General features: G+C 46.3%; 19 protein-coding genes, 17 tRNA genes, 1 rRNA gene, 4 pseudogenes and 1 riboswitch. Of the genes and pseudogenes, 8 read left to right on the top strand and 33 right to left on the bottom strand.

The features are described from left to right. Positions 1–72: 72 nt before the first annotated feature. The gene (queG, locus tag AXI59_RS00715) at positions 73–1,233 is read right to left on the bottom strand and encodes a tRNA epoxyqueuosine(34) reductase QueG (protein ID WP_061521716.1); all 1,161 of its coding nucleotides are present in this window, start codon (positions 1,231–1,233) and stop codon (positions 73–75) included. An 84-nt stretch (positions 1,234–1,317) separates the two neighbouring features. Between queG and AXI59_RS00710 the strand changes: the two genes are divergently transcribed. Then, the gene (locus tag AXI59_RS00710) at positions 1,318–1,941 is read left to right on the top strand and encodes a hypothetical protein (RefSeq protein WP_061527106.1); all 624 of its coding nucleotides are present in this window, start codon (positions 1,318–1,320) and stop codon (positions 1,939–1,941) included. Between the two features lie 89 nt (positions 1,942–2,030). Here AXI59_RS00710 and AXI59_RS00705 read toward each other — a convergent pair. Continuing rightward, positions 2,031–2,104 (bottom strand) — tRNA-Gly (locus tag AXI59_RS00705). A gap of 191 nt (positions 2,105–2,295) precedes the next feature. Between AXI59_RS00705 and AXI59_RS00700 the strand changes: the two genes are divergently transcribed. Beyond that, complete coding sequence (locus AXI59_RS00700; RefSeq protein WP_156476200.1) at positions 2,296–2,502, top strand: helix-turn-helix transcriptional regulator; 207 nt, start codon at positions 2,296–2,298, stop codon at positions 2,500–2,502. After that, a complete protein-coding gene (locus AXI59_RS00695) occupies positions 2,499–2,966 on the top strand; it encodes a hypothetical protein (RefSeq protein WP_061527105.1) in 468 nt (155 codons plus the stop codon). Before AXI59_RS00700 ends, AXI59_RS00695 begins: the two co-directional genes overlap by 4 nt. A gap of 15 nt (positions 2,967–2,981) precedes the next feature. Here AXI59_RS00695 and rpsN read toward each other — a convergent pair whose 3' ends face one another. The 4 genes and pseudogenes from rpsN to AXI59_RS00675 form a co-directional block, all read right to left on the bottom strand. Beyond that, positions 2,982–3,251 (bottom strand): 30S ribosomal protein S14, encoded by a 270-nt coding sequence (rpsN, locus tag AXI59_RS00690; protein ID WP_061527206.1) that lies wholly within the window; start codon positions 3,249–3,251, stop codon positions 2,982–2,984. Between the two features lie 107 nt (positions 3,252–3,358). Then, positions 3,359–3,655 (bottom strand): hypothetical protein, encoded by a 297-nt coding sequence (locus tag AXI59_RS00685; RefSeq protein ID WP_061527104.1) that lies wholly within the window; start codon positions 3,653–3,655, stop codon positions 3,359–3,361. A gap of 332 nt (positions 3,656–3,987) precedes the next feature. Beyond that, a pseudogene (locus AXI59_RS18935) lies at positions 3,988–4,269 on the bottom strand (alkanesulfonate monooxygenase); the annotation flags it as partial. Between the two features lie 52 nt (positions 4,270–4,321). Next, positions 4,322–5,299: pseudogene (locus tag AXI59_RS00675) on the bottom strand (amidohydrolase family protein). Positions 5,300–5,558: 259 nt separating this feature from the next. Between AXI59_RS00675 and katA the strand changes: the two are divergent. Next, positions 5,559–7,013: a catalase KatA gene (gene katA, locus AXI59_RS00670; protein WP_061521709.1), complete on the top strand. Its 1,455-nt coding sequence runs from the start codon at positions 5,559–5,561 to the stop codon at positions 7,011–7,013. Positions 7,014–7,084: 71 nt separating this feature from the next. On the opposite strand, the gene AXI59_RS00665 is transcribed toward katA, so the two are convergent. The 6 genes and pseudogenes from AXI59_RS00665 to AXI59_RS00640 form a co-directional block, all read right to left on the bottom strand. Beyond that, positions 7,085–8,050: an ABC transporter ATP-binding protein gene (locus AXI59_RS00665; RefSeq protein ID WP_061527102.1), complete on the bottom strand. Its 966-nt coding sequence runs from the start codon at positions 8,048–8,050 to the stop codon at positions 7,085–7,087. Further along, on the bottom strand, positions 8,043–9,029 hold the full coding sequence (locus tag AXI59_RS00660; protein ID WP_061527101.1) for an ABC transporter ATP-binding protein: 987 nt from the start codon (positions 9,027–9,029) through the stop codon (positions 8,043–8,045). The genes AXI59_RS00665 and AXI59_RS00660 overlap by 8 nt, the downstream gene beginning before the upstream one ends. Continuing rightward, positions 9,026–9,931 (bottom strand): annotated as a pseudogene (gene opp4C, locus AXI59_RS00655) (oligopeptide ABC transporter permease). The gene AXI59_RS00660 and the pseudogene opp4C overlap by 4 nt, the downstream one beginning before the upstream one ends. 16 nt (positions 9,932–9,947) lie before the next feature. Further along, on the bottom strand, positions 9,948–10,904 hold the full coding sequence (locus AXI59_RS00650; RefSeq protein WP_061527100.1) for an ABC transporter permease: 957 nt from the start codon (positions 10,902–10,904) through the stop codon (positions 9,948–9,950). Positions 10,905–10,969: 65 nt separating this feature from the next. Next, positions 10,970–12,700, bottom strand: coding sequence for an ABC transporter substrate-binding protein (locus tag AXI59_RS00645; RefSeq protein ID WP_061527099.1), 1,731 nt, complete (start codon positions 12,698–12,700; stop codon positions 10,970–10,972). Positions 12,701–12,702: 2 nt separating this feature from the next. After that, positions 12,703–12,882 (bottom strand): FbpB family small basic protein, encoded by a 180-nt coding sequence (locus AXI59_RS00640; protein WP_061527098.1) that lies wholly within the window; start codon positions 12,880–12,882, stop codon positions 12,703–12,705. Between the two features lie 266 nt (positions 12,883–13,148). Between AXI59_RS00640 and AXI59_RS00635 the strand changes: the two genes are divergently transcribed. Next, entirely contained in the window at positions 13,149–14,504 is a 1,356-nt protein-coding gene (locus AXI59_RS00635) for an FAD-binding oxidoreductase (RefSeq protein WP_061527097.1), read from the top strand. Between the two features lie 43 nt (positions 14,505–14,547). Here AXI59_RS00635 and thiC read toward each other — a convergent pair whose 3' ends face one another. Further along, positions 14,548–16,320 carry a phosphomethylpyrimidine synthase ThiC gene (thiC, locus tag AXI59_RS00630; RefSeq protein ID WP_061527096.1) on the bottom strand — a complete coding sequence of 591 codons (1,773 nt, stop codon included), beginning with the start codon at positions 16,318–16,320 and terminating at the stop codon, positions 14,548–14,550. A 124-nt stretch (positions 16,321–16,444) separates the two neighbouring features. After that, positions 16,445–16,553: riboswitch (TPP riboswitch) on the bottom strand. 49 nt (positions 16,554–16,602) lie between these two features. Next, a pseudogene (locus tag AXI59_RS00625) lies at positions 16,603–17,300 on the bottom strand (Type 1 glutamine amidotransferase-like domain-containing protein). A gap of 94 nt (positions 17,301–17,394) precedes the next feature. On the opposite strand from AXI59_RS00625, the gene AXI59_RS00620 reads away from it, so the two are divergent. The 3 genes from AXI59_RS00620 to AXI59_RS00610 are packed head-to-tail and all read left to right on the top strand — an operon-like array spanning position 17,395 to position 19,122. Beyond that, entirely contained in the window at positions 17,395–17,613 is a 219-nt protein-coding gene (locus AXI59_RS00620) for a hypothetical protein (protein ID WP_061521700.1), read from the top strand. After that, complete coding sequence (locus AXI59_RS00615) at positions 17,610–17,969, top strand: spore coat protein (RefSeq protein WP_205632579.1); 360 nt, start codon at positions 17,610–17,612, stop codon at positions 17,967–17,969. Before AXI59_RS00620 ends, AXI59_RS00615 begins: the two co-directional genes overlap by 4 nt. Before the next feature lie 16 nt (positions 17,970–17,985). Continuing rightward, positions 17,986–19,122 (top strand): zinc-dependent alcohol dehydrogenase, encoded by a 1,137-nt coding sequence (locus AXI59_RS00610; RefSeq protein ID WP_061527095.1) that lies wholly within the window; start codon positions 17,986–17,988, stop codon positions 19,120–19,122. Between the two features lie 36 nt (positions 19,123–19,158). On the opposite strand, the gene AXI59_RS00605 is transcribed toward AXI59_RS00610, so the two are convergent. From AXI59_RS00605 to rrf, 19 genes are all read right to left on the bottom strand, one after another. Then, entirely contained in the window at positions 19,159–19,356 is a 198-nt protein-coding gene (locus AXI59_RS00605) for a hypothetical protein (protein ID WP_061527204.1), read from the bottom strand. 295 nt (positions 19,357–19,651) lie between these two features. Continuing rightward, positions 19,652–21,229: a Na+/H+ antiporter NhaC family protein gene (locus AXI59_RS00600; RefSeq protein ID WP_061527094.1), complete on the bottom strand. Its 1,578-nt coding sequence runs from the start codon at positions 21,227–21,229 to the stop codon at positions 19,652–19,654. Between the two features lie 146 nt (positions 21,230–21,375). Beyond that, positions 21,376–21,457 (bottom strand) — tRNA-Leu (locus tag AXI59_RS00595). A 315-nt stretch (positions 21,458–21,772) separates the two neighbouring features. Then, positions 21,773–21,861: transfer RNA gene (locus AXI59_RS00590), tRNA-Leu, on the bottom strand. 13 nt (positions 21,862–21,874) lie between these two features. Next, positions 21,875–21,945 (bottom strand) — tRNA-Cys (locus AXI59_RS00585). A 6-nt stretch (positions 21,946–21,951) separates the two neighbouring features. Then, positions 21,952–22,026, bottom strand: a tRNA-Gly gene (locus AXI59_RS00580). A gap of 50 nt (positions 22,027–22,076) precedes the next feature. Next, positions 22,077–22,148 (bottom strand) — tRNA-Gln (locus tag AXI59_RS00575). 9 nt (positions 22,149–22,157) lie between these two features. Beyond that, positions 22,158–22,233, bottom strand: a tRNA-His gene (locus AXI59_RS00570). 29 nt (positions 22,234–22,262) lie between these two features. After that, positions 22,263–22,336 (bottom strand) — tRNA-Trp (locus tag AXI59_RS00565). A 12-nt stretch (positions 22,337–22,348) separates the two neighbouring features. After that, positions 22,349–22,433 (bottom strand) — tRNA-Tyr (locus AXI59_RS00560). A 17-nt stretch (positions 22,434–22,450) separates the two neighbouring features. Then, positions 22,451–22,523, bottom strand: a tRNA-Thr gene (locus AXI59_RS00555). A gap of 4 nt (positions 22,524–22,527) precedes the next feature. Further along, a tRNA-Phe gene (locus tag AXI59_RS00550) sits at positions 22,528–22,603 on the bottom strand. An 11-nt stretch (positions 22,604–22,614) separates the two neighbouring features. Continuing rightward, a tRNA-Asp gene (locus tag AXI59_RS00545) sits at positions 22,615–22,691 on the bottom strand. Between the two features lie 12 nt (positions 22,692–22,703). Continuing rightward, positions 22,704–22,780 (bottom strand) — tRNA-Met (locus AXI59_RS00540). A 7-nt stretch (positions 22,781–22,787) separates the two neighbouring features. Further along, positions 22,788–22,863, bottom strand: a tRNA-Val gene (locus tag AXI59_RS00535). A gap of 14 nt (positions 22,864–22,877) precedes the next feature. Beyond that, positions 22,878–22,949 (bottom strand) — tRNA-Glu (locus AXI59_RS00530). A gap of 40 nt (positions 22,950–22,989) precedes the next feature. Then, a tRNA-Ser gene (locus tag AXI59_RS00525) sits at positions 22,990–23,080 on the bottom strand. Between the two features lie 5 nt (positions 23,081–23,085). Continuing rightward, a tRNA-Asn gene (locus AXI59_RS00520) sits at positions 23,086–23,160 on the bottom strand. Positions 23,161–23,169: 9 nt separating this feature from the next. Next, positions 23,170–23,285: ribosomal RNA gene (gene rrf, locus AXI59_RS00515) — 5S ribosomal RNA — on the bottom strand. Positions 23,286–23,366 lie beyond the last annotated feature (81 nt).

The raw sequence follows: 23,366 nt of genomic DNA, 5'->3' as shown, positions 1-23,366 counted from the left end.
CCACCCACCATACTTTTTTATAGAGAAAAAAACACTTGAAATCCGGCCAAGTGCTTTTTCTCTATACATATGTCAGGACAGGGTGGTTTTAGTCTTATCAGAAACGGATAACAGCTCTAATCCCTTTTCGATTTCCTGTTTCGCTTCTTCGTCCTGTTCCTTGTGAAGCGCTTTTTGTAACTCCTCCGCATATGCCTGGTCACCGATCTTTCCGACAGCCCAGGCGGCCGTTCCCCTGATGACGGGACGGGGGTCCTGATGCATCAGCGCCGTTAACTCCGGCAGAGCCGAGGTATCTTTGAAATGAGCCAAGGCTAAAATCGCATTGCGCTGAATCGGTTTTTTGCCGCGCCACGAGCCGGACACATGTCCGAATTTTTCTTTAAACTCGCGATTGCTGATCGTCAGAAGCGGCTTTAACAGCGGTTTTGCGATTTCCGGGTCAGGCTCCATTTGCGGATGAAGATGAAAGTCTTTTCCCTTATTGATCGGGCATACCGTCTGGCACGTATCGCAGCCGTACAGGCGGTTGCCGATTTTCGTGCGGAATTCGTCCGGCAAAAACCCTTTTGTCTGAGTGAGAAACGAAATACAGCGCTGGGCGTTAAGCTGGCCGGGATTGACAAGGGCGCCGGTCGGGCAAGCGTCCAAACACTTTGTGCATGAACCGCACATATCTTCAATCGGCACATCCGGCTCAAATGGCAGGTTTGTAATCATTTCCGCCAAATAGACATACGAACCGTATTCAGGTGTGGTAATCATGCAGTTTTTGGCGCTGAAGCCGATTCCCGCCCGCTCCGCGACGGCTCTGTCAGATAATTCACCTGTATCAACCATTGACTTCGTGCGGATATCCTTGTGTTTGCTTTGGAGAAATTTCTCCAGCAAATCAAGCTTTTCCCGCAGCACATCATGATAATCCTTTCCCCAGGAAGCTCTGCAAAAAATGCCGCGCCGGCCGTCCCTTGTGCTCCTCGGTGCATCTTTCATCTTAGAAGGATACGCAAGGGCGATGGCGACGATGGATTTCGCTTTCGGCAAAAGCAAGGTCGGCGTGACCCGTTTTTCAATATCGGGTTCTTCAAAACCGGACAAATAGCCGAGAGATTCCTGGAGAATCAGCCGATCCCTCAGACTGTCGAACGTATCGGCGGTCGTAAAACCGATTTTGTCGACTCCGATGCTTTTGGCGTATTCGATTAATTCCTCTTTCAGTTTATGAATATTCATGTTTTGCACAGCCTCCTTTCTTTGTGATCACGCTCCGAGCCGGGTATAATAGACTTTTATCATCCCGAAATGGAGTGAACACAGTTGAACATCAGTTTAGATCCGCTTATTGCTGAACGGGTGCCGGGGATCAAAGCGGCAGCCGTAATATATGACCAGATTGAAGTCGGGCCTTCTCCGCAAATGCTGAAAGGCAGGCTCCGTTTATTTCAGGAATCTCTTTATTTTGATTATGCTGATGGCGGCATTAAAGAACAGCCCTTCGTGAAGGAATGGGCGCATATATTTAAAAAGCTTAACCCCGCCTTTGAAGGACAAAAAACGCCGATGGAGCATATGCTTAACGGCATCTCCCGCGAGCAATTCATCGAAAGCGTGAATTCAGCCCATGATACCATACTTTTTTTCTCGCTGAAATATTCTCTGCCTATGATGGCGTATGATGCGTCCGAGCTTGATGAGCAAGTCTCCGTGACACTCGGCGAAAAAGAAAGCGTGCTGACCTTCTCCGGGCCAAACGGCGTCTTCGGCGACTTTACCGGACATACCAATGCCTGTCCCGTTACTCCCGGCACAAAAACAATGATGCAGCTGATCTTTTTTCCGCCTTCCTTTCAAGAAGACGCTTCCGTTGAACTGTTATCATCCTTAACCAAAATGTTTGAACAAATTCACGGGGGCACGCACACCGTTCATTGGCTTCTATAAAGAGACACGGCTTACGTGTCTTTTTTACATAAAAAAACGCAATACTTCGTTTATCTGAGAAACGAAACACTGCGTTAATAACGTATGTATGGAGCGGGTGATGAGAATCGAACTCACGACATCAGCTTGGAAGGCTGAGGTTTTACCACTAAACTACACCCGCGTCAAGTATTAATGCGGCAGCACCGCTTTGACTTTTCTAATATTACATGTTTATTTATTTTTCGTCAAGGGAATGTTAAGAAATTTGTCGAAAAAAATTCTTTTTTTGTCCACATGTTAAATTGAGTTTACATTTTGTTAATAAAACCATATAATTTATGGAAATTATAAAACCTGAGGTGCCGTATCATGTTGAAAAATAAAGTAAAAGAGCTGAGAGCCAGATTCGGCTATTCTCAGGAAACGCTCGGAAAAAAAGCCGGAGCCGCAAGACAAACCATCGCAGCGATTGAAAAAGGAAATGATGTACCGTCATTGTTATTGGCGCTTCATATTTGCCGGGCTTTCTCACTGCCGATGGAGGAAGTGTTTTGGCTGGAGGAGGAGATAAAAAAATGAGTTTAAAAAGCAAAGCATGTTTTCACCTTGTTCTCTACGGACTTGCCTGCTGGACGCTTATTTCATTGATGGAAGCGGCGCCGCAGATAGCGGATTACTTTCAAACCGGAGGCAGTGCGTCATTTGAGCTGAATGCCACACCGTTTCTGCTGTTTGCTGCTTGCGCCGCACTGTACATGTATGCCGAGAAGAAAAAACGGGCCGTGAAAAAACACAGCCTTGTGCCGGATGAATTTGAGGAGCAGGATGAAAGAGAGCGGATGATGACGGCAAAAGCGTGCCGATCCTCATATATCGCCGTTTACTTTTCATTGCCGGCTGCCGCCGTTTTGCTTTTGTTTTACCCGCTCATTCAGCCGCATCTTCCCTTCTTTCCTATCCTTCTGATTTTCATATTGATGATGATTCAGCAGTTGTCTTATGTTCTCACATTTCATAAACACGGCAAAAACTCCGGTTCTTGATAGACTTTTTTAGCGCTACCAGCTTGCTTTTTTCACGCCGGGAATCTGGCCTTTATGGGCCAGCTCCCTGAATGCGATTCTGGACAGCTTGAATTTTCTCATATAGCCTCTCGGGCGGCCCGTCACCATACAGCGATTATGAAGCCGGCCCGGAGCTGAATCTCTTGGCAGCTTGCTCAGCGCTTCCCAGTCGCCTTTTTCCTTCAATTCTCTTCTGATGTCCGCATATTGTTCAACAAGCTGCTGCCGCTTGAGCTCCTTCACCACTTTTGATTTTTTGGCCAATATCAGCACTCCTTTCAAATCGAAATTATTACGATTTAATGTTATCATCCGTATGTTTATAAAGCAAGCTTCCAGCATAAAAAAGACGGGCGGCAAAGGCCCGCCTGCTAGTGCAGCTTCACATAATACAGCAATGCGTCAGAATGGCTGATCAGCGTCTCTTTATCTCGTGACATATTGACAGCCTCCCCTGAATCCTTAACACTGGCGCCGATCAATACAGGTTTCCCATACGTGACGGGCTCGGCGGAGGAGATAAACACGGATGCTCTGTCATCACCCTGATCGCGGGTAAAAACGGCGTCTGCCGAGACTTTCCCGCTGTCATTGGCGATACCGAAACGAACCTTGTCTTTTTCCTTTTTCCCTTTGTTCTCTCGGTCTGTGTAAAGGACGAATTGCAATGCGCTTGGTTTATTTGGATCGCCGCCGTAATCTGCTACAAGCGGCCCTGCCTTATCCGTCAGTTTTCTATTGCTCGATATACATCTATGCAGACGCCAAGTCTTTTGTAACTCCGGTGACCTCTGCTGCTCCGCTTTCTGAAGAGGCGATTTCCATTCTGTATTTTTCTTTCTTTGATAACTCAGCTTCTTTTATCTGCATGCCGTTTGAATGTCCGCATGCCGTTAATCCTGCCAGCAGACAGCAAGCTGCCGTCCAATTGAATATCTTCAGAAAAAACAGCCCCTTTTTGATGATTGTATCACAAGAGAAAAAAGGGGCGTTTGTTTATTTACACTGTCGCTTTATTTCCTTTAGCGAAATGGTCATTGCCTACCGCTTCACCAAGTCTGCGCTCAAGCTTCCGGGTGCGTTCGTTATCAAACGGGAGAAGCGGAAAAACAAGCTCCGCGAGATAATAGGCTTCTTCCAAATGCGGATAGCCGGAGAAAATAAACGAGTCTATCCCAAGCTTCTGATACTCTAATATACGATCGGCGACGGTTTGCGGATCGCCGACAAGAGCCGTGCCAGCTCCGCCTCTGACAAGCCCGATGCCGGCCCAAAGATATGGTTACAGTCACCTGTATTCCCCTCTCTTTCTGCCGCGCCGGCCGAAACAGCTTTCAGAAAACAAAAAGGCTCCCATCTCTGATTCTTGTAGAGATGGGAGCCTTCGGCTGTCCGATCGGCTGCCCGATTTTCAATAATGTTCTCGCATTGTTCCCGAAAATATTTTCTATGGCTTCTTCCCGCATATTGATTTCCCGGCACGTTTTGACTTGCTCCTGAAGATATCTGTAAACATATCCTCTCGGAAAACCGCTTGAATCCGTCCCGAAAATGATTCGTTCAGCTCCGATTAATTCAGATGTTTTTCGAAACAGAATTTCCAGATCGAGCGGGTACGGCATCCATCTCATCTACTGGTTGGAACCCGAAGTGTCAATATACACATTTGGGCAGCTCCAGCAAAGCTGAAGCAGCTCCTGATAATATCCTGCGCCGAAATGCGGAATAATGATCGGAATATCAGCGTATTCCCTAGCGACTCGGTAGATGGACAGCGGATTGATGTTGCGATGGCTGACAATGCCGCCCGCTCTCCCAAGAAGCCCGAAATGGATCAATACAGGCAGCTTGCGGTCGGCAAGATACGTCCACAGCGGCCTGAGCGACGGATCATGAAACTCAATATCAGTCAGCGGCCCAAACAGTTTATACCCCTTCAGCCCCAGCTCTTCAACCGCTCTTTTCAGCTCTTCATACGCATCTTCCCGCTCTAAAGGGTGATAAGCAAACCCGGTAAATTTAGCAGGATTGGCTTTTATGAGAGCCGCCATTTGATCATTGCTTTCCGCAGTTAAAAAATTCAGCACATCAATGCCGTATGTGTCTAGTTCCTTTTCCCACCTTGTCATCAAAGGAAGATCCCCGTCCTCATCGACTGTGTCATTCTGATCAGGAAAATCCCATGTAAGATTCATTCTTTCAGACCGTTCTTGATTGTAATCAGAGAATTTCTTATGGCTTTTTCCAAAATAGAGGGAGTACGGCAAATGGCCGTGAATATCCACAGGTTTAAAGTGATGCCGAAAAAGCATTTGAACGCCGCCTTTCTTACCGGCCGCCGATGAAAAAAGAGGCCCTTATTCCGTAAGAATAAGAGCCTCTTGTGTCCAAGTCAGCGGTCAATATGTTTTTTTCATCTTAACCCTCATTATTCCTATCAGTCAAGTACACTTTAAAACTCAATATAATAATTATGCGATAAAAATAATTATTTTATAATCATTATAAAATAATATTGACTTTTTACTGATAGATGATATTATATTTTTATAAATTCAAAGAGGTGATCACATGAGTTCAAATAAATTGACAACAAGCTGGGGCGCTCCGGTCGGAGATAACCAAAACTCAATGACAGCAGGCGATCGCGGCCCTACTTTAATTCAAGATGTACATCTGCTTGAGAAATTGGCACACTTTAACAGAGAACGCGTGCCGGAACGTGTCGTTCACGCGAAAGGCGCCGGCGCACACGGTTATTTCGAAGTGACAAATGACGTTTCAAAATATACGAAAGCTGATTTTCTGTCTGAAGTCGGAAAACGCACACCGCTGTTTATCCGTTTCTCAACAGTTGCAGGTGAACTCGGCTCTAGTGACACAGTGCGTGATCCGCGCGGTTTTGCCGTTAAGTTTTATACAGAAGAAGGAAACTATGACATCGTCGGAAACAATACGCCCGTGTTCTTCATCCGCGATGCCATCAAGTTCCCTGACTTTATCCATACACAAAAAAGAGATCCGAAAACACATTTGAAAAATCCGACGGCTGTTTGGGATTTCTGGTCGCTGTCTCCAGAATCATTGCATCAGGTAACGATTCTGATGTCAGACCGGGGTATTCCGGCAACCCTTCGCCACATGCACGGTTTCGGAAGCCATACCTTTAAATGGACAAACGCTGAAGGCGAAGGCGTCTGGATCAAATATCACTTCAAAACAGAACAAGGCGTGAAAAACCTTGATGTCAATACAGCTGCAAAGCTTGCAGGCGAAAACCCTGATTACCATACTGAAGACTTGTTCAATGCTATTGAAAACGGCGATTTCCCTGCATGGAAATTATATGTGCAAATTATGCCTTTAGAAGATGCAAACACATACCGCTTCGATCCGTTTGATGTTACAAAAGTATGGTCTCAAAAAGACTATCCGCTAATCGAAGTCGGCCGCATGGTCCTTGACCGCAACCCGGAAAACTACTTTGCAGAAGTGGAACAGGCGACATTCTCTCCGGGAACTTTGGTGCCCGGCATCGACGTTTCACCTGACAAAATGCTTCAAGGCCGTTTATTTGCTTATCATGACGCACATCGCTACCGTGTGGGCGCAAACCATCAGGCACTGCCGATTAACCGCTCCCGCAACGAAGTGAAAAACTATCAGCGCGACGGTCAAATGCGTTTTGACAATAACGGCGGCGGTTCCGTTTATTACGAGCCCAACAGCTTCGGCGGTCCGAAAGAGTCTCCAGAAGATAAGCAGGCGGCATATCCTGTATCAGGCATCGCAGACAGCGTAAGCTACGATCATAATGATCATTACACACAAGCCGGCGACCTGTACCGCCTCCTGAGCGAGGAAGAACGTGCGCGCCTTGTCGCCAATATCGTCGGGGCGATGAAACCTGTAGAAAAAGAAGAAATCAAACTGCGCCAAATCGGCCATTTCTATAAAGCCGATCCAGAATACGGCAGACGTGTTGCCGAAGGTCTCGGCCTGCCATTACAAGAAGAAAATAAATAAAAAAGAAAACCTGCCGATCCCTTAGGCAGGTTTCTTTTGATCTATTATCAATAAAAACGGACGTTTCTCAATTACACAAAGTGGCATGCGGCATAATGCTGATGCCCCTTATCGGATAATACCGGACTCTTTTCTGCGCAAATCTTCTTGGCTGCCGGGCATCTCGTACGAAACTTGCAGCCTGAGGGCGGATCGGAAGGGCTTGGAATATCGCCCTTTAACATCACCCTTTCCCTTTTCGCTCCGGGATCAGGAATAGGTACAGCGGATAACAGCGCTTGTGTATAGGGATGAAGCGGACGGGAAAACAACTGCTCCTTTGAAGCGTATTCCACGATCGTCCCTAAATACATAATGGCGATTTTTGTGCATAAATGCTCGATGACACTTAAATCATGAGAAATAAACAAATAGGACAGCCGGTGCTTTTTTTGAAGACTGCTGAACAAATTAATCATTTGGGCTTGGATTGAGACATCCAGCGCCGCGACAGGTTCATCCATAATGATAAATTGCGGCTGAAGCGCCATGGCCCTCGCAATGACGATCCGCTGCCGCTGTCCGCCGGAAAATTCGTGCGGATATCGGTCGATATAATGAGAAGAAAGACCGCAAGCCTCAAGAACCTCCGCTGCTTTGTCACGCGCGTCTCGCCTTGACGCCAATTGGTGTTCAATCATCGCTTCGCCAATCGCTTCACCGATGCGGCGCCGGGGGTTTAAAGAACTAAACGGATCTTGAAAAATCAGCTGCGCTTCCGATCTGAATTTCTTCAGCTCTCTCCGATTCATTCGGAAAACGTCGCGTCCTTGAAAATACACGTCTCCTTCGGTCTTTTCCTGAAGCCTTAAAATCGTTTTCCCGATTGAGGATTTGCCGCTTCCCGATTCTCCCGCCAAGCCGAAGACTTCCCCCCTCCCTATCGTAAAACTGACCCCGTCCACCGCTTTCACAGGCTTTGTGTGTGTCTTTCTTATCCCTGTCTGCTCTTCATAATATTTTTTCAGCCCGTTGACTTCCAATAATGCATCACCCATCTGCTTTCTCCTCTCTGTACAGCCAGCACGCCGCCTTATGTTTTTTCTCAAATTCGATAAAATGGGGGCTTTTCCTCCGGCAAATGTCTGTACTGAATTCGCAGCGATCAGCGAAATAACAAGACGATACAGGCAGATCTGCCAATTCCGGAACTTGCCCGGGAATGGTATACAAAGTGTCCTTTCTCTGGCCGATGACCGGCTTTGCTGCGAGCAGCCCTTTCGTATACGGATGCTTCGGGTCGGAGAACAGCTCCGCAACCGGGCCTTCTTCTACAATCTTTCCCGCATACATGACGATCACATAATCAGCCATTTCAGCGACAACGCCAAGATCATGGGTAATTAATAGAATGGACGTTTGAAATTGCTTTTTCACATCCCGCAATAAGTCCAGTATCTGCGCTTGAATGGTTACATCAAGAGCTGTTGTCGGCTCATCGGCAATAATCAGTTTTGGATGGCAGCTGAGGGCAATGGCCGTCATTATGCGCTGCAGCATGCCTCCGCTCAGCTCATGAGGATACCGGCGCATCACCTGCTCTGCATGAGGGATTTCCACTAACGAAATGAGTTCAACTGCCTTCTGCCAAGCCTCTTTCTTACTCAGCAGTAAATGTTCGCGAAGAGGCTCTGTCAGCTGTTCACCGATTGTAAATACCGGATTTAATGATGACATCGGTTCCTGAAAGATCATGCCGATTTCACAGCCGCGCACTTTTTGCATTTCCTTTTGTTTTAATTCCAACAGATTCCGCCCGGAAAAATGCACGGCCCCGCGCTCGATTTTCCCTGTCTCAGGAACCAATTGCATGATGGACAATGATGCCATGCTTTTTCCGCAGCCGGATTCACCCACAATACAGACCGTTTCTTCCTCGTAAACAGTGAAACTGACATCATCCACAGCCTTTACCGCCCCTTCACCTGTATAAAAAGCCGTCTCCAGATGCTTCACTTCTAAAAGCGGTTTCTTCATTTTATTTTCACCTGCCGTTTCACTTTAGGATCAAACGCATCCCTCAAACCGTCTCCGAGCATATGGATCGCCACGACGGTCAGAAAAATCGCCGTTCCCGGCGGTATCCATAACCAAGGCCGCAATGTAAAGTCCATAAAATTATTCGCAGCCTCCATCATATTCCCCCAAGAAGGAGTCGGGGGAGCAACGCCGAGCCCGAGAAAACTAAGCGCTGATTCACTCAGCATCGCCCCGGCGACATGCAATGTCGCCGCCACCATCAATAACGGGAGCGTATTGGGAAGCAAATGATACAGAATCTTCCGTTTATCACTAAGTCCAAGAACCTCCGCCGCCATCATAAACGGCTGCTCTTTCAACGATAAAATCTATCCGCGCACAAGCCGCGCCAAACTGGGCCAGCCGATCAAACTTAACATCATCATAATCAGATAAAGCCTGTATTCAGAGGGCACTTTCCACTCCGACAATACCGCGGCTAAAATTAAAAGCAGGGGCAGGCCGGGAATGGACATCAGCATATCAGCGAGACGCATAATGACGATATCAGCGGCACCGCGATAAAAACCGGCAAGCGCTCCAAGCAAAGAACCAATGACAAGCGACATCACCATGGAAGCAAGGCCGACGGTCAGAGAAATCTGCCCCGCCAGCATCAGCCTCGTCAGCACATCCCTCCCGTATTGGTCGGTGCCCAGCCAATGATGAAACCCGGGATGCTGATTGGCGTTTGAAATATCCGTCCGATCTGTTATGTATGGAGAAAAGGATGGACCAATAAAACACAGTAAAAACATAAAACATAAAAAAAGAAGGCTGACAACGGTTAATTTATTATGCAGCAAACGGCGGTACGCCTGCCTCCAAAGGGACGGCGCCATGTCTTTCTGTTTTCTCATTTTCAACGTCCCCCCCCTATTTCAGCCTGACCCGCGGATCAACCGCGGCATAAGCGATATCGGCCAAAAAGTTACCTATGATCGTCAAACAAGACAAAAACAGGGTGAACGCCATCAATACGGGATAATCCCGATAATGCACCGACTCCAGCTGAATACGCCCGACACCGGGCCAGCTGAAAATCTGTTCTATAATAATTGCCCCTGAAAACAGGCCCGGAAGCTCAAAAGCAAGAAGGGTGATGGCTGGAATGAGCGCATTTTTTAACGCATGTTTCCATATAACGGTGCGCTCTTTCAAGCCCTTTGCTCTCGCCGTCCTGATATAGTCCTGCCTGATGACATCGAGCATGCCCGAGCGAAAATATCTTGTCAGCGAGCCGATTCCGAGCATGGATAAAATCACAACGGGCAAAATCATATGCTTAACAGCTTCAAGCACATACGAAAAGCCCGAACTCGTGCTTCCGGTATCAATCATTCCCCCGACAGGCAGTATCTTCAAATCAACGCCGAACCATTTGATAAACAGCAGGCTGATAAAAAAAGACGGAAATGCCATCGAAGCAAAAACAAAAAACGTAACGAGCCCGTCGAACCAAGAATATTTTCTGACAGCAGATACGACACCCGTTACCATCGCCACAGACCAAGTCAGCAGCAAAGAAAAAAACGCCACAAAAAACGAATTCCATACATATTTCTGAAGCAACGAAAGAACGTTCTCCTGGTATTTCAAAGAGAATCCCAAATCTCCGGTGAGAACATTGCCGAGCCACGTCACATAACGCTGCCATATAGGCTGATCCAGCCCGTAAAGCGCTTTTAATTCCTTGGCTCTTTCCGGAGTCAGATTTACATTCGAATCAATATAATCGCCCGGCAGCATGGCAAATAAGAAAAAAATGATAAAAGACGTACCGAATAATATCACAAGCATTTGAATGAACCTTTGGAAGGCATACCGTTTCATAAAAGCCTTTCCCTCCCCCAGAAGGCAAAATACCCAGCCTGCACCGGGTATTTCGCACATGTAATCTATTTAATTGAAACGTTTGGCAGACTCGAACTGATTCCCGAATAATTATCCGGCTCAAGCCCTTGTATTTTCCCGCTGACCGCCCTTGCGCTTTGGCGGTAATGAACCAAAATGTAAGGCGGGTTTTTTCCAAGCTCCTGATAAAGCTGGCGGTAAATCTCTTTTCTTTTGTTTATATCGAGCGTCCCGGCTCCTTTCTCTATTAATCGATCCGCTTTCGGATTAGAATAACCGGTCACATTGTTGGGATGGCCAGATGCCAGCTTTTCCACCGTGTCGTTCGGATCAAGAATTTGCGAGGTGGACACAGCGGCGAGATCATAATGTTTGTCATTGATTTTGGCTACCTCTGTATTAAAATCCATGACTTCCGGCTTTAATGAAATTCCGATGTCCGCATAATTTTCTTTCGCAATCGGGATAAAATCGTCATCGGCTTTTGAAGTGTAATAGCTGATTTCGAGCTTTTTGCCGTTTTTTTCACGCACGCCGTCTTTTCCCGTTTTCCAACCGGCTTGATCGAGAAGCTCCTTCGCTTTTTCCGGGTTAAATGTGTACGGGTTCACGCCTTTGTCATTATATGCCCATGAAACCGGTGACACCGGCACATTAGCGACCTCTCCGTACCGTTTAAAGCGGACATCGACGATTTTTTGGCGGTCCAGCCCGTAAATGAGCGCTTGGCGCACTTCTTTGTCCTGAAACGGCGGGCGCTTATGATTGACATAAACAAGCCCGTAATCATTTACGACAGAGACACTTATATTCGCAAAACCAAGACTCTTTAAATGCTCGACCGTATCGTTATCAGGTGAGAAAGAGGCATAATCAAGTTCACCCGTTTCAAAAAGCTGAAGAGAGGTTGACGGGTCGATAATTTTATAAATCAGCTTTTCTGTTTTCGGTTTCCCGGAATAATAGTGTTCATTCGCTTTATAACGTATTTCCTGTCCCGGAATGTATTCTGTGAATTGATACGGGCCTGCACCGAGGGGCTTTGAATAAAGCTCTTTTAAATAGTCCAGTTTACCGAACTGATAATCCTTTCCGTAATAAGCTTTAGACAGCACCTGTCCCCCTAACAAAAGCAGCGATTTCGAACTGACTTTTTCAGTAGTGATTTTGATGGTTCTGTCATTTATGATATGAATGCCCTCTATTGACTTTACTTTTCCTTCTTTGTAAGTCTTGCCGCCTTTAATATATGCTGTTGTGATATCTTCATAGCCCGCATACGCCGGATCATGCAGCAGCGTTAATGTAAACGCGACATCCTTTGCAGTCAGAGGCGAGCCATCGCTGAAAACAAGCCCCTTTCTCAAATGAAACGTATAGGTAAGCTGATCTTTTGAAATATCCCAGCTTTCAGCCAGCGCCGGAGCGGGTTTCCCCGTTTTATCCAATTTGACTAATGACTCAAAAATAGGATCAGTTGCATTTCCGTCCCATCCGTTTTCATAAAAATATGGTAAAAAAACGCCGCCGGGTGCGGATATGCCTGCAACAAATGTATCTTTCCTGGCTTTAGATTTAGCGGGAAGCTCCGCTAAATCAGCCGCTTTAAATTCCTTCTTCTGTGTGCGGGCGATACTTGTTTCTTCCTTTTTATCCGCCGCTGGCTGCCGTTCTTCTTCCCCTGAGCTTCCTAATGCGTATCCCGAAATGAATAAGGAAACCGAGAGCGCGAATATGATGCCTGCTGTTTTTTTCTTCAATGCCTTCCCCTCCATCCTTATCGAACCCCCGTATGCTTTTCATCAATTTTGATATAAAATTCCTCCATTTGGTCCGCATTTCTCATAATCTCCCGTTTGTTTTTCTCCACAAGCACCTCAAAATTCAATGTGTGTTTTCTGTACTTTTTTCGTTTTTTGCTCTTTTTACGCCCATTTGACGCCTTTTTCAAAGCCAATTTTCATCCCCTCCGCTTTTCATTCAAGGGCTTTCACGCAAAAAAGGCCCTTATCTGTTTAAAAGATAAGAGCCTTCGGTGATCCGATCAGCCACAGTTTGGAAATATGTACTGACCATGTTAATTCATACAATACCTACATGTCAACTACATTTTAAAAATATTGCCACGGCTTCTGAGTTTCCGAGGCCTTTTCCTTATACACTCGCTTATCTCTCGCATAAGCTGAGAACATTAAAGATAATGATGGAAAGAGATGTGAGAGTATGGAAAAGACAAAACTGACCGGACGAATCGTGACCCGGGATGATCCGGGCTATAACGATGCAAGAACAAATATCAACCTAAGCCTGCAAAGATATCCACGTCTCATCGTGTTTTGCCAAAACAAACACGATGCCGTCAATGCGCTGAAGTGGGCCCGTGAAAACAATGTGCCTTTCCGCATCAGGGGCGACAGACACAGCTATGAGAACTTTTCCCTTTTAAATAACGGACTTGTCATTGATTTGAGTGAAATGAACAGAATAAAGGTCGATCATAACAAGCAGCTGGCCACAATAGAGGCCGGCGCGGAATTGGGGGAAGTATACCGGACACTTTGGCGGTACGGCTTGACGCTTCCTGCGGGAAACATTGCAAATGTAGGGCTTACGGGTTTAACACTTGGAGGAGGAATTGGGTATTTAACAAGATCTGCCGGGCTGACTTGCGACCATTTGGTAAAGCTCGAAATGATCACGGCCGAAGGAAAAGAGGAGGCGGAACTGATATCGGTCAGCCGCTCGGAGCACCCTGACTTATTTTGGGCGTCCCAAGGCGGCGGAGGCGGCAATTTCGGTATCGTCACGTCCATGACGTTTAAAGCAGTGCCTATTTCCCGAGTATCTATTTTTTCTATCACTTGGGGCTGGAAAGATTTTGAGGAGGTTTTTAACACATGGCAGCGCTGGGCTCCTTTCACTGATGAACGGCTTACCTCTTCCATTGAGTTTTGGTCCGAGGAAGTAAACCAGATAAAGGCTCTCGGCCAATTTGTCGGGACAAAAACAGAGTTAAAAGAACTGTTAAAACCTTTGCTAAAAGCAGGAAAACCGACAAGCGGCATGGTAAAAACAGTGCCGTTCATCGAAGCAGCGGCCTTTTTTAACAGCCCGGGAGGCAATCGGCCGCAAAACTTGAAACGATCGGGCTCTTTCATCGAAAAGCCATTATCAAGCCATGCGATCTCAACCATTAAACACTTTTTGCAGCAAGCACCGAATCAAAATGCAAGCGTCTGGCAGCAATCGCTCGGCGGAGCAGCCGGACACATCGCCCCGGACGAGACGGCATTTTTTTATCGTGACGCAATCATTGCACAGGAATATTTAACGAACTGGACATCTCCCGAAGAAAAAAGCCAAAATGTCCGCTGGATTGAGGGGCTGAGAACGGCCCTCTCCAAGGAAACGATGGGAGATTACGTGAATTGGCCCGATTTAGCTATCAGAAACTGGCAAAAAACATATTACGGCGAAAATTTTGAGCGCCTCCGTGAAGTGAAAACGAAATATGATCCAGATAACGTATTCCGCTTTGAGCAAAGCATTCCGCCGCTTCGCCGGTCGATATTTTTCTAAAAGAAAGATGAAGATGGAATACCCTCCATCTTCATCCGCTCTTTTATTGATATAAATGGCTTCCCGTTTCCACGAATTCTTTTGCTTTTTCTTTTAACCCTTCGTTTATGGCTTCCGCTTCACTGAGATCTTTTTCCTTCGCGTAATCCCGTATATCCTGTGAAATTCTCATACTGCAAAATTTCGGCCCGCACATCGAACAGAAGTGAGCCGTTTTTGCGCCTTCAGCCGGCAAGGTTTCATCATGGTATTCAATCGCTCTTTCGGGATCAAGAGACAAATTGAATTGGTCGCGCCAGCGGAATTCAAACCGCGCTTTAGAAAGAGCGTCATCACGTATCTGCGCGCCCGGATGCCCTTTGGCAAGGTCTGCCGCATGAGCGGCGATTTTGTACGTAATCACGCCTTCTCTTACATCATCACGGTTCGGCAGCCCTAAATGCTCCTTGGGCGTAACGTAACAAAGCATCGCCGTTCCGTACCAGCCGATCATTGCCGCGCCGATGGCTGACGTAATATGGTCATAGCCGGGAGCGATATCTGTCGTCAGAGGACCGAGCGTGTAAAAAGGCGCTTCCTTGCAGATCTCCAGCTGCTTGTCCATGTTTTCTTTAATTTTATGCATCGGCACGTGCCCCGGTCCTTCAATCATCACTTGAACGTCATGCTTCCACGCAATCTGCGTCAATTCGCCAAGTGTCTCTAATTCGGCAAACTGAGCCTCATCATTTGCATCGGCAATTGAACCCGGACGCAGACCGTCACCGAGAGAAAACGCGATATCATACGCCTTCATGATGTCACAGATTTCTTCAAAATGAGTATACAAAAAGCTTTCTCGATGATGAGCCAGACACCATTGCGCCATAATCGCCCCGCCGCGGGACACGATTCCCGTCGTGCGTTTCGCCGTTAACGGCACATAACGAAGCAAAACGCCGGCATGGATCGTAAAGTAATCTACTCCCTGCTCCGCCTGCTCAATCAATGTGTCACGGTAAATCTCCCACGTTAAATCCTCCGCAACACCATTTACTTTTTCAAGCGCCTGATAAATCGGCACCGTTCCCACAGGCACAGGGCAGTTGCGGATAATCCATTCCCGAGTCGTATGAATGTCTTTCCCCGTGGACAAGTCCATCATCGTATCGGCTCCCCAGCGAATCGCCCACGTCATTTTTTCCACTTCTTCCTCAATCGAGGATGTGACAGCTGAGTTTCCGATATTCGCATTGATTTTCACGTGAAAGTTCCGCCCGATAATCATCGGCTCGCTTTCAGGGTGGTTTACGTTAGAAGGAATGATCGCCCGGCCGCTCGCCACCTCATCTCTGACAAATTCGGGCGAGACATGCTCACGAATCGCGATAAACTCCATTTCCGGCGTAATGATCCCTTTTCTCGCGTAATGCATTTGCGTCACATTTTTTCCCAGTTTAGCCCGCAGCGGTTTCCGTTTTAAACCGGGGTATGTAACAGCCTGGTTTTCTTTCTTATAACCATTGTCCTCAGGTTTAACGGCCCGCCCTTCATACTCCTCCACATCGCCGCGCCCGGTAACCCATTTGGTGCGGAGCGGTTTCAGGCCGTCATGTATATGAATCTCCGCATTCGGATCGGTGTACGGCCCGCTCGTATCATAAACACGGACAGGCGCATTCTCCTCTTCGCCGAATGATCCCGCTGTGGGACTCAGGCTGATTTCCCTCATAGGCACTTGAATATCAGGTGTAGAACCTTCCGCATACACCTTTTTGCTTCCAGAAAAACTCGACATAATAGAAATATTCGCTTGCTGTACTGACTGATTTTGCATACAAATCTCTCCTTTATCAATTCGAATAACAGAATCAAGCTCAGCACCAGCACAAAAAAACCGGGCTCCATTGAGAACCCGGTTTTGCAGTCAGAAAAGAAACTATTATTGTCTTTCATCAACAATAATAAAACCTCTACTTCCCCACGCTGGTACGAACCAGATCAGGTCCAAAGGGTTAAGAAGCATCCGCTTCTCTCTCAGCCCGCCAACGGGCACCCCCAGTAACTATTCATTTCGCTTTCATCGTAACATAATGTTCTTGCAAAAAAAAGCATATTATTAACATTCTGATAATTTAAGTATGTTCAGCTCTGTTTCTTCAGCGCTCACTCCTGTTCCATACACGTGATAAACTCCGGCATTCGCTCTGGAAGAAACAGTCCGAAACAGCTGATCACCTCTATAGTGAAGCGCAGCGCCGTCATCAGCCGCATAGCCGTCCTGAAGCTTTTTTTCAGAAATGAGCCGATGATATGCCGGCCTGCGGTCCTTTTCCCCGTCGTAATGCGGACAAAAGCTGCCCGGTAAAAACCCTAAAGCTTTAAGCTCTGTCAGCTCTCCCATTGAATCGGTCACCCCTTCTTCAAACCAGCAGATCGCCCCGGCGCTCAGGCCCGCTAAGATAATACCGTTTTCCCATGCCTCACGGAGAATGCGGTCAAGCCCCCACTCCTTCCAAAGCACAAGCATGTTTCGCGTATTGCCGCCGCCAACATAAATAATATCTTTATCCATCACAAGGACCTGATATGTGAAGAAGGCGGTTTAAACAAGGACAAATGGGACGGCTTGCACTGAAGCGTCTGAAATGCCTGATAAAATCGTCCGATATAGTTTTCCGAGTCGCCGCTTGCCGTCGGCAAAAAACAAATTTTCGGCTCTGATCGCACCGACTGCTCTAAAAGATATTGATCAAGCAAAAGGTTATCGGGTTCCATCGAAAAACCTCCGCCCCCCATTGCGATAATCTGTTTCAACGTGATCACCTCTTTATTTCTCAAGTATAACAGCCCATTTCTCATAAAAGCTTCGCGCAAAGCAAAAAATACAGAAAATTAGGAGGTAAACCATGTGAAACATGACCGCTTAGCTTATCATGAAACTGCCGATACAATCATGAATATAAAAACCGTCTCTTTACTGAAATCAAAAATGATGCAGGGTTTAGTCTTTGATCAAGAACTGAGAGCGCTTATGGAAAAAAACGTACAGCAGTCCGTAAAAGATATCAAAGAATTGCAGGCCTTTTACAAGAAGACGCCGACAATAACCGGAGGTGAATTGCATTGAACGATTTTTTAGACCCGAAGAACTCAATAGGCATGCCTGATCTTGCTGACTCAGCTCTCGCTCTTGAATGTTTGCTTTCTGTAAAAAGCGGAATTAAAGATTACGCCATTGCAATTACTGAAACAGCAACCCCTGAACTCAGGCAAGCCTTACGCACTCAATTAGATTCGGCTATCCAATTGCATGGCGAGCTCTCACAGCTCATGATAAAAAAAGGCTGGCTTTTTCCAACTGATACGAAAAAACAATTTGAACTGGATTTAAAATCCGCCCAAACGGCGGTTGATATCGCAGGCCTCAAACTGTTCCCGGACAATACGAATCGGCTCGGCACATTCGCAACACCATATAACTAACAGAGGAGCATGAAGAATGAAAGCTGTCACATATCAAGGCATTAAAGATGTCAGAGTGAAAGAAGTCAAAGCGCCGGAAATCAAAAAGCCTGATGATATCATTGTAAAACTGACAACCACCGCCATTTGCGGATCAGATTTACACTTAATTCACGGCATGATTCCAAACTTTCCGGAAGACTACATTATCGGCCACGAACCGATGGGCATCGTCGAAGAAACGGGTCCTGAGGTGCACAAAGTAAAAAAAGGCGATCGGGTCATTATTCCTTTTAACGTCAGCTGCGGAGAATGTTTCTTTTGTAAAAACCAGCTCGAAAGCCAATGTGACAACTCCAACGCCAATGGGGAGATGGGTGCATATTTCGGCTACTCAGACACGACAGGGGGCTATCCCGGCGGTCAGGCTGAATACATGCGCGTGCCCTATGCCAACTTTACACCTTTCAAAATTCCTGAAGACTGCGAAACAGAAGACGAAAAATCAGTTTTGCTTGCAGACGCCATGTCTACCGCCTACTGGAGCGTAGACAACGCGGGAGTCAAAGAAGGAGATACAGTCATTATTCTCGGCTGCGGTCCTGTCGGGCTGCTCGCACAAAAATTTGCATGGCTCAAAGGCGCGAAACGAGTTATAGCTGTCGATTATATCGACTACCGCCTCCAGCATGCCAAAAAAACAAACAATGTGGAAATCATTAATTTTGAGCAGAAAGAAAACACAGGCTCATATTTAAAAGAAATCACACAAGGCGGCGCAGATGTTGTCATTGACTGTGTCAGGATGGACGGTAAAATGTCTCCGCTCGAATTTCTGGCGACAGGCGTTAAAATGCACGGCGGAGCGATGGGTGCGCTCGTTATGGCATCCCAAGCCGTTCGAAAATGCGGTACCATCCAAGTAACAGGTGTATACGGGATGAGATATAACGCCTTCCCATTTGGAGACATCTTTCAGCGAAACGTAAACATTAAAACGGGACAAGCGCCTGTCATTCATTATATGCCGTATCTATATGATCTGATTGCCAAAGGAAAAGTTGACCCCGGCGATGTCATTACTCATGTTTTGCCGTTAGATCAGGCAAAACATGGATACGAAGTCTTTGACACCAAAACTGACGGAGCCATTAAGGTTCTCCTGAAACCATAAGAAAAGACGGTATCCCATTTCTGGGACGCTGCCTTTTTATCTCTCCTGCTCCACTCTTCTCAAAGCCCTATTCAGCGTTTCTTGAATAAATATATCTTCCTCATGTAAGTTCTCTAATTTCAATTCTCCATTTCTCAATCTTTCAGATATATCATTAATATCTTCATCTACAGTAATTTGCAGCTCACCCGCTAAAAACATTTTATGCAGCTCATCAGCTACCTTGCTTTCCATATTCAATTCTGTCCCACTCCTTTATGTAAGCTTGATCCTTAGTTATCCTTGAAGACGGCAATGAATGTAAACCAGGTGAATAATTCTTTGTAAATCCAAAAAGGGGAAGATAAAACATGTCATTTTTCAAAAAACTTGCAGCGAACGCCAGCCTTGGAGCCGACAAAGCTTGAAACACCAATATCGGCAGGAAAAACAGAAGTGCCTGGATTCTAAGGCGGAATTGATAAATCAATGGATAAGATCAATAAAAAAAACCGTTTCCTGTACATGTAAGAAACGATTTTTTTCTCTGTTATCTAAAGAATGAAAAGGCACCGTATAAAACAACGGAGATTCCCGCCGCTATAAGGGCCGGAACAAGTTTCGAACGGGCATATTTCACAACATCGATCCCAAGTACCGTACAAGTTGTCACGGTATTATCACTGAGAGGAGAAGCGAACGCTCCAAATGTTCCGCTGGCAAACACGGCTCCAATCACTAATAATAAGCTGGTATGCGATTGAACAGCCAGCGTTACGCCGAGCGGCATTAAAAGCCCCCAAGTTCCCCAAGATGAACCGATAAAATAGGAGATAACAGCCCCAAGTATAAAAAGAGACGGCGCAATAAACATATGGGGAATCCACGACGTTAAATGAGAAGTAATGTATGTAGAAAACCCCAGATCCTCTGATACTGCTGTTACGGCCCATATCAGCGATAACATGATAATAACGTTTACCAATTCATTTCCGCCCTTGATAAAATGGGTAACAAGCTCGCCTGCTGAAAAACGCTGAAACATAAAAAGAGCAAATGCTGCAATTACCGCTGCCAATAATGCAGTTAACATGACGCCAAGCATATCACTTTTAATAAAAGCATTAAAAAACCCTTTTGCTTTTGAATGGCCGTCCCACCAGCTGAGAAACAAGGTTAATAGTAAAAATAACGCGATAGGAATCATTAAATTCCATGGCCGAATCGGCGTTTCCTTAATATAAGCACGGTGCGCCGCGTCTAACTCCTCCTGCTGGTCAGCCTGCTCATCGGCACCTCTTTCATGCATCCCCGTGTGTTCTCCGTGAATATCTGAGATCGTCCCTGTTTCCATGTTGAATGAGCTGGGGCCTGATGAAAGCAAAACACCGCTGTGCTGCGGACTCGTCTCCACATTTTTATGATGTTTTAAAGAAGGGGGGTGTCCGTTCTTTTCTGTTTTTTCTAAGCTTACATCTTCTTTTTGTTTTTTAAAGAAGCTGTAATAAATGCCGACCAAAATAATCACAATGGAGAAAAAATTAAAAGGAATGCTTTTCACATACACCGTATAAGCTGGTTGATCTATTCCTGACGTTTTAAGGGCTTGCCCGATAATGGAAACCATGTAGCCGACAAAAGCTGTTGCTATCGGGATCAAGGCGATGACAGGGTTTGCTGTAAACTCAATAGCATAAGCAATTTTCTGTTTTGACAGGTCCAGACGCTTGCTTAAAGCTTTCATGATCGGTGCAATTGTGACGATGCGAAAGTCTGGTTCGCTGAATGTGCCGAATGTCGACAGCCACGCAAGCAGCATTGCGCCTTTTTTGGTTTTAACCTTTTTACTGATCAAATGGACAAATCCTTTTATCCCGCCGGTTAACTTTATAATCCCCACAAGGCCTGCAAATGAATATAGGAAAACAATGATTCGAATATTATTGATTACGACAATATTGCTAATCAAATAATTAACCATGTGCTCAATCCCGCCAAGCCAGCTGGGATGCAAAAGATAACTCCCGACTAACAAACCAACAAACAGGCCGGACTGTACTTGCTTCGTAATGATTGAAATGGGAATGACAAGAATAAATGGTATAAGACAAGCCCAAGTACCTGCCATAAAAACACCTCTTTCAAAGAACTTTTTGTTAGTATCTTTGAAAAGAGCGGAATTATACAATCAGAAGTAAGTCTGTAACTGGTTCGGGCTGATCCTGGCTTTTTATACAACAAAAAAAGCTTCTACATAATGTAGAAGCCTTCGTATACCGGTGGCCGGGGTCGAACCGGCACTCCAGAAGGAACACGATTTTGAGTCGTGCGCGTCTGCCAATTCCGCCACACCGGCAAGCAATGTGTCGTGTACAACCGATGTATATAAATATATCATGGGTTTCCTATACTGTCAACGGTTTTAGAAAAGTTTTTTGTTAAACATATATGTTTTTTGACAGCCTTCAGCGTGTCTCCAGGAAGCTGAAATGTTCTTGCTTTATGGGCCACTTCCGTATGCCGACTGCACTTCTGCAGCTTATAGCGTGAATTATGATAATGTTTTAATAAGACAAAAAAAGTGATCTGCGCTATGCAAATCACTCTCATATATGTGTTATATACTATTAAAAACAGTGACCAATTTAACATTATCCGTTCAAAGTTAAATTGGTGCCGAGGGCCGGACTTGAACCGGCACGGTAGTCACCTACCGCAGGATTTTAAGTCCTGTGTGTCTGCCAATTCCACCACCCCGGCAAAAAAAAAAGAAAGGCGACACCCGGATTCGAACCGGGGATAAAGGTTTTGCAGACCTCTGCCTTACCACTTGGCTATGCCGCCATCATTTGGAGCGGAAGACGGGATTCGAACCCGCGACCCCCACCTTGGCAAGGTGGTGTTCTACCACTGAACTACTTCCGCATGTAAAAGGACCTTTTACAACTTATGCAGTTTGTTTTGAAAAAATGCAACTGGGCTAGCTGGATTCGAACCAACGCATGACGGAGTCAAAGTCCGTTGCCTTACCGCTTGGCTATAGCCCAATAATAATATGGGGCGATTGATGGGAATCGAACCCACGAGTGCCAGAGCCACAATCTGGTGCGTTAACCACTTCGCCACAACCGCCATAGTCTTAAGATGAATTGATATTATAGTGGCAGGGGCAGTAGGAATCGAACCCACACCGGAGGTTTTGGAGACCTCTGTTCTACCGTTAAACTATGCCCCTATGATAATAAAATGGTGGAGGGGGGCAGATTCGAACTGCCGAACCCTGAGGGAGCGGATTTACAGTCCGCCGCGTTTAGCCACTTCGCTACCCCTCCATCATATTGAGAAAAAGTGCCGGCCAGAGGACTTGAACCCCCAACCTACTGATTACAAGTCAGTTGCTCTACCAATTGAGCTAGGCCGGCAAAATGGTGGCTCGGGACGGAATCGAACCGCCGACACACGGATTTTCAGTCCGTTGCTCTACCAACTGAGCTACCGAGCCTTGAATATAAATGGCGGTCCGGACGGGACTCGAACCCGCGACCTCCTGCGTGACAGGCAGGCATTCTAACCAACTGAACTACCGGACCATTTTTAAAATTTGGTTGCGGGGGCAGGATTTGAACCTGCGACCTTCGGGTTATGAGCCCGACGAGCTACCGAACTGCTCCACCCCGCGATGATAATGGTGGAGGATGACGGGCTCGAACCGCCGACCCTCTGCTTGTAAGGCAGATGCTCTCCCAGCTGAGCTAATCCTCCATCATATATATAAGTGACCCGTACGGGATTCGAACCCGTGTTACCGCCGTGAAAGGGCGGTGTCTTAACCGCTTGACCAACGGGCCCTGGTGATTATTTTCGTTTTTATTATGTATAAATCATTAGTGGCGGAGAGCAAGGGATTCGAACCCTTGAGACGGGGTTACCGCCTACACGATTTCCAATCGTGCTCCTTCGGCCACTCGGACAGCTCTCCATTAATGGCTCCGCAGGTAGGATTCGAACCTACGACCGATCGGTTAACAGCCGATAGCTCTACCACTGAGCTACTGCGGAATGAAGTCTGCTTGGCGGCGTCCTACTCTCACAGGGGGAAACCCCCGACTACCATCGGCGCTGAAGAGCTTAACTTCCGTGTTCGGCATGGGAACGGGTGTGACCTCTTCGCTATCGCCACCAAACATTTCAGTGACATGTATTATTATACTATGTATTTCAGAAAAAGCAAGAGTTTTTTTAATTATTCTCTCAAAACTAGATAA

The organism is Bacillus nakamurai (assembly GCF_001584325.1).
Classification (GTDB): domain Bacteria; phylum Bacillota; class Bacilli; order Bacillales; family Bacillaceae; genus Bacillus; species Bacillus nakamurai.
Note: the sequence above shows the minus strand (reverse complement) of the source record. Positions and strands in the feature narration are given on the sequence as shown.